This is a genomic window from Allocoleopsis sp. (assembly GCF_036703385.1).
Taxonomy (GTDB): Bacteria; Cyanobacteriota; Cyanobacteriia; order Cyanobacteriales; family Coleofasciculaceae; genus Allocoleopsis.
Window position 1 is genome coordinate 1 of the sequence record NZ_DATNPA010000260.1, and the last position, 5,950, is coordinate 5,950.

Genomic DNA, 5,950 nt, shown 5'->3' on the forward strand with positions numbered 1-5,950 from the left:
GAGCATCTGAAAGCTGCGTTCAGGTTACCATCTCTTGACAAATTGACGGATTGAATAAGCAAAAAGGTAAATGGCTTTCTCCTGATGCCAGTTTGCTTACTCATTTTAGTAGATTCCGCACTTCAAAAGGTAAATGGCTTACTCCTCATGTCTGCGGGCTTTCTCATTTGAGGAGTTCACGCATTGATTTCGGTAATTTACGCAAGCAAACAGATAAATGGCTTTCTCCTGATGTCTTGATGTCTGCTGGGTTTCTCATTTCTGCTAGAGCGTCGGTTCATTAATGGTAGGGGCAATCCCCCCGTGGTTGCCCCGTCAGGGTTTGGGGCAGGCACGGGGGCACTGCCCCTACGAAAAATCGTTGTTTTGGCGATTACTGAACCGACGCTCTAGTGGATTTGGGCAAACATTGTCCTGAGTAGTCGGAGAATGATAGGAGGGGCTATACAAACAAGGAGTATTTGTAATGACAGATAAACCCACATCTTACGAGCAGTTCACCCTGCCAATAGTACAGGAAATGTTCGAGCTAGTTTTAGATGAGCGAACTAATTGGACAGCTAACATAGAACCAGTTGAACCCAGCCAGAGGTTACTTCAGGACTTGGAGGATAATGTACTGCTAGCCTTAGCAACCAATACTGAAAAGGCTAGGTCAGAACTTATTATCACTCCCATCCTTAACGAGTTGCGTCGGAGAAAGAATATAGTAGTGTTTTCTGGTAAAACTTTCAACGTCAACGAAGAGCTGGGATTGAAGGGACGGTGCGATTTTATTGTCACTGCCTCAGATGAATTCTATTACATCAAGGCTCCCGTTCTGACTATTGTCGAAGCCAAGAATGAGAGTATTGTTTCGGGGCTAGGGCAATGCCTTGCCACAATGGTTGCCGCACAGATATTCAACCAGAGTGAAGTGGTGTATGGCGCAGTGACAACTGGCGATCGTTGGAAATTCTTGCAGATCAATGGCAAAGCGGTCAGTATTTCCCCAGTTGAGTATAGCTTGGAAAGTTTGGGCAAAATCTTGGCAGTGCTGGAGAAAGCAACGTAAAAATCGAACCTGTCCCAACTCCGGTGAAGTCTTATCAAAGATGAATCGTTACAGTTGGCTAAACTACCTCGAAGTGCATCAAGAGATTAGTGTGGGCTTACGGGGTGGCGATCCGGAGCTGGATGCGATCAGCTTCGCTGGTGCCGAAGGCAATCGCCTCTCGTCTAGGATTTGCCCCCCGTACCTTACAGCGCAAGCTCAAGGAAATTGTGCAGTTGTGCTTTAGCGCTAAAGCGCAACTAAGGACTTAGTTTTTATATATAATGGGTAATTTTTCTGGATTATTATATCCAGAAAAATTATCTGTAATTACAAGGTTAATTTCAGAACAATCTTAAAGGTTATGAGTAGTCAACACCGAGACAAATGCTTGAAATTAATTGGTACTTTGTCAATAATCTTGGCTAATTGTTTGATTCAGTCAAAAGTTAATGCTCAACTGATTCCCGACCAGACTTTGGGGATAGAAAGTTCAAGAGTCACTTCTCAGGATAGCCGGGACTTCATTGACGGCGGGGCAATGCGTGGCAGTAACCTGTTCCATAGTTTTGTTGAATTCAACGTTGGCAATCAACAGCAAGTTTATTTCGCTAACCCTTTGGGTATTACCAATATCCTCACCCGCGTCACGGGACATAATGTCTCCAATATCTTTGGCACATTAGGTGTAGAGGGTGCGGCTAATCTGTTTTTACTTAATCCTAACGGTATTATATTTGGTGCAGGAGCCAGATTAGATGTGGCAGGTTCATTTGTAGCCAGCACAGCCGATGGAATTAGGTTAGGAGAAAATGGATTCTTCAGCGCAGAAAAACCAGAAAACAGTACATTACTAGCCATCCAACCAGGAGCCTTATTTACTAACGCTCAGCGCTCTCATCAAGCCGAAATTGAAAATCAAGGGAACTTAGCAGTAGGAGCCGGACAAACGCTCACGTTACAGGTAGATAGGGTCACTAGCACAGGTTCCTTGAGTACGCCAGGAGGCACAGTCCAGGTTTTAGGAGAACGGGTGAGCTTACTGGATAATGCCAGTATCGATGTTTCTGCACCGACGGGTGGCGGGACAGTTTTACTTGGGAATGGAAAGCAAGTCAATATTGGTTCTGGTGTCAGGATTAACGCCGATGCTAGACCCCCGAATCACCTCACTCCGGCCTTAGTAGGAGGAGGGAATGATAATGGAGGAACAGTCATTATTAAGTCAAATGAGACAACCCACTTTGAGGGTGCGATTAGTGCTGGTGGAGGAGAAAATGCGGGAAATGGGGGTCTTGTAGAAGTATCGGGAGGAAATCTGCAATTTAGCGGAACTGTAGATACTTCTGCTCCTATGGGTAAGGTCGGTACATTATTGCTTGACCCTAAAAATATTCTCATTCAAGCAGACAGTACGATTAGTGGTCTAGCCATTAGCCAAGCCTTGTTTCTTAATGATGTGATTTTGCAAGCGGATAATGATATTACCGTTGATGATGATATTACCGGAATTGGGAGAAATAGCCTGACCTTTTTGGCAGGGCGATCGCTCACCATTGCACCTAGCCGCAGCATCAGGCTCAATTGTGGAAATTTTACGGCTAAGTTTAATGATGAGAATACTTTAATACCAGCAGACCGCGACTCTGGAGTTGCTCAGTTTGTCATGAGTCCAGGTTCCCAAATCTTAACCAACGGCGGAAATGTCACCCTTGCATCAGGAAGCTTTGCACCAACCAGTCAAATTAATACCACCAATGCTGGCATTATCAGTTCAAATCAGGCTGGTAATAGCGGTAATATTACCTTATTCTCTCTAGGAGACATTACAACTGGGCTTTTAAATACTAGCAGTGGTACTGGCAACGCTGGTAACCTTTCCGCCACAAGTGTGGGAGGTGCGATCGCAACGACTAATTCTATTGTCACAGATTCCTCATTTCAAGCCGGAGACATCTCACTGACTGCCGCAGGCAACCTCAGCATGACGGTAGACAAGTTCGACCCCAATGGTAATATCACGTCCAATGGAGGACTACCAGGAAAAATCACGCTCACCAGTGGCGGTATCTTGTCAGGTAAGGGAGTTGTCCTGGTAAACACTATCTTCGGTTCTAGCCCTCCCAGCGGTATCACAAATGGTGTCACTCTCACCGCTCCGTCCATTGTTCTAGAGGATTCTATTGTCACTGCCAACACATTTAGTAATGCTCCGGGGGGAGATCTGCTGCTCAAGGCGACAGACGAGGTTGTAGTGCGTCATAGCGCTCTTGGTACGGGTACCGATTCGTTTATTCCCCTTCAATCCAGTGGCAACTCTGGAAACGTCACCCAGTGGTCAAAATGCTGGTGATTTGACACTCAATGCCCAGAGACTCACTCTCACAGATGGTGCTGCTATTGCTACGGCTACGTTTGGAGAGGGAAATGCAGGAGACTTGACCTTATCAGTCAGACAGCTCAGTGTCGGCAATGGTTCTGCCATCGTAACAGCAACGTTCGGGAAGGGAGATGGTGGTACGTTGACCATCAAAGATTCAAAGTTAATCGAGGTGATTGGCACTTCACCCGATGGCAGTTTTTCCAGTGGCATACGCGCCGATTCTGTGGGTGCTGGAAAAGCCGGAACGTTGAACATTGAGACAGGGCAGTTAATTGTGGGACAAGGAGGAGAGGTCAACGTCAGTGCTCAAGGCACGAGCAACGCAGGTGAGGTTAACATCAATGCCCGTTCCATTTTCCTCGACAGGGGTACTATCCGTGCCACCAGTACTTCTGGAGGAGGAGGCGACATCAACCTGCGGGTTTCCGATATTGCGCTGTTGCGGAATGGCAGTCAAATCTCTACTCGTGCTGGAAACCAACCGAGTGATCGCGGCAACGGCGGCAACATGAACATCAATGCTCAATTTGTTGTGGCTGTTCCCAAAGAAAATAGCGACATCATCGCCAATGCCTTTGCAGGCAGGGGAGGGAATATCAACATTACTGCTCAAGGTATTTTTGGCTTGCAGCTAAATAATACAAAACAACCCATCCCAGTGAGTGAAATTACTGCCAGTTCTCAATTAGGCATTGATGGCACGATTACGATCAATAGTCCAGATGTCGATCCATCTAGGGGATTAACTGAATTGCCGTCTAATTTCACCGACTCTTCCAACCAAATTGCAGCAGGTTGTCCAGCAGATAAGGGCAATCGTTTTAGTGTGACTGGACGTGGAGGGATTCGGATAATCCCAGTCAATATCTGCGCGGACGCGCCGTTTGGCAAGATACGCGCAATTTACCCCAAGCCGAACTCTTATCCCAACCCACCACCTCGGCACAATCAGGTGAAGGTGACTTACAAGAGATGACTCGAATGGTACCGCATCAAGAAGCGATCGCGCGAAGCGCTGCGCCAAGAGCGATCGCAAACCTCAACCAGACCCACAATCCACCATTGATTGAAGCACAAGGTTAGAGGGTTGATGACAATGGCACGGTTATTCTGACGGCTGAGTCCAATGGAGGACGTTTACCTAGTGCTTCAGTTTCCGCTCAGTCTTGTGAGGAAATTCCAAAATAAGAAAGGAGTCTAACACAACTTCAAAGGTAGGTTTTCTATGACAGAGACAGCCATCCAGACTGATTTACCCCCCCCATTTCCTGACCACACTCAACTGCCAGAATCCGATGGTACATTCGTGAAAAATTTTCAGGAGCATCCCCAAAGCATCATTTTGACTGATTCTATTGGTTCGGTTTTGCAGCAACGACATCCAGATGGTCAATACGCAATTGGACAAGACTGCGGTATTTATTGGCGCGAAACTGACCCCCCAGAAAAAGGAGCAGAAGCCCCAGATTGGTTTTATGTGCCCAATGTTCCCCCACTCCTAAATGGAGAAATTCGTCGCTCCTACGTGCTGTGGCGAGAATTCATGGCACCCTGGATTGCTTTAGAGTTTGCTAGCGGGGATGGACAAGAGGAACGAGATGCAACTCCTTTATCGGTTGTCGCGGAGGGTAAAACTACTAAACCCGGTAAATTTTGGGTGTACGAACAGATTATCCGTATCCCCTACTATGGCATTTATGAAATCAAAAACGGCAAGTTAGAAGTCTATCATCTGAACAATTTTTCCTATCAAAAACTAGAACCGAATGAACGGAATCACTATCCAATTGAACCGTTGGGTATGGAATTAGGACTTTGGCACGGCACTTATCAAAATCAAACTCAATTGTGGTTGCGTTGGTGGGATAGTGAGGGCAATCTCTTATTAATTGGTGACGAGCGTGCTGAGCAGGAGCGGCAACGTGCTGAGCAGGAGCGACAACGAGCCGAGCAAGAGCGACAACGTGCTGAGCAAGCGGAGCAAAAAGCTGCAAGATTAGCAGAACGATTAAGGGCAATGGGAATTGACCCGGAAACAGACTAATTACAGTAGGAGAGCTGTGTGAGAAGTTTTGGAAGATGCTATAGGAAACGACTGTCTTTCTTAGGATTAGTCTTGTTCTCATTCTTCGCGGTGATGACAGTTCCTGTCGCGGCGCAGTATCTTCCGATTTCCCCTAACTCTCCCTCCATCCATCAGATTGCTCAGGGGAAAAGCTCAGTTCAAGCGGATGCAGCCACTCTCGCCCAAAGGTTGAATACTCAAGGTAGCTTGCAACTGGCAAACGGACAACCCCAAGTAGCTCTTCAAACCTGGCAAGAGGCTGAAAAGGCTTATGCTCAAGCCAAAGATGAGATGGGGGTATTGGGAAGTAAAATCAATCAGGCTCAAGCTTTGCAAAGTTTGGGAATGTTTCGGCGATCGCTCGACATTTTAGAACAGGTGCAGCAGGCGATCGCAATCCAACCCAACTCTGAAGTGAAAGCAACAGGATTGCGTAGCTTAGGACTCGCTTGGCAAGCTGTCGGCGATC

General features: G+C 46.8%; 5 protein-coding genes and 1 pseudogene. All 6 read left to right on the forward strand.

Annotated features, from left to right (window positions below; all coding sequences use genetic code 11):
- The first annotated feature begins 466 nt into the window (after positions 1-466).
- Positions 467-1,054, forward strand: a complete 588-nt coding sequence (locus tag V6C93_RS12525; protein WP_333476994.1) for a hypothetical protein — start codon at positions 467-469, stop codon at positions 1,052-1,054.
- Positions 1,055-1,094: 40 nt separating this feature from the next.
- Positions 1,095-1,280 carry a hypothetical protein gene (locus tag V6C93_RS12530; protein WP_333476995.1) on the forward strand — a complete coding sequence of 62 codons (186 nt, stop codon included), beginning with the start codon at positions 1,095-1,097 and terminating at the stop codon, positions 1,278-1,280.
- A 117-nt stretch (positions 1,281-1,397) separates the two neighbouring features.
- The gene (locus V6C93_RS12535) at positions 1,398-3,386 is read left to right on the forward strand and encodes a filamentous hemagglutinin N-terminal domain-containing protein (RefSeq protein ID WP_333476996.1); all 1,989 of its coding nucleotides are present in this window, start codon (positions 1,398-1,400) and stop codon (positions 3,384-3,386) included.
- Positions 3,343-4,392 carry an S-layer family protein gene (locus tag V6C93_RS12540; RefSeq protein ID WP_333476997.1) on the forward strand — a complete coding sequence of 350 codons (1,050 nt, stop codon included), beginning with the start codon at positions 3,343-3,345 and terminating at the stop codon, positions 4,390-4,392. The genes V6C93_RS12535 and V6C93_RS12540 overlap by 44 nt, the downstream gene beginning before the upstream one ends.
- A 249-nt stretch (positions 4,393-4,641) precedes the next feature.
- A complete protein-coding gene (locus tag V6C93_RS12545; RefSeq protein ID WP_333476998.1) occupies positions 4,642-5,460 on the forward strand; it encodes a Uma2 family endonuclease in 819 nt (272 codons plus the stop codon).
- A gap of 93 nt (positions 5,461-5,553) precedes the next feature.
- A pseudogene (locus V6C93_RS12550) lies at positions 5,554-5,950 on the forward strand (hypothetical protein); the annotation flags it as partial.

Excerpts from the sequence above, each read along its gene's own strand:
- V6C93_RS12525 (WP_333476994.1), top strand. The coding sequence starts at position 467 with ATGACAGATAAACCCACATCTTACGAGCAGTTCACCCTGCCAATAGTA.
- V6C93_RS12530 (WP_333476995.1), top strand. The coding sequence starts at position 1,095 with ATGAATCGTTACAGTTGGCTAAACTACCTCGAAGTGCATCAAGAGATT.
- V6C93_RS12535 (WP_333476996.1), top strand. The coding sequence starts at position 1,398 with ATGAGTAGTCAACACCGAGACAAATGCTTGAAATTAATTGGTACTTTG.
- V6C93_RS12545 (WP_333476998.1), top strand. The coding sequence starts at position 4,642 with ATGACAGAGACAGCCATCCAGACTGATTTACCCCCCCCATTTCCTGAC.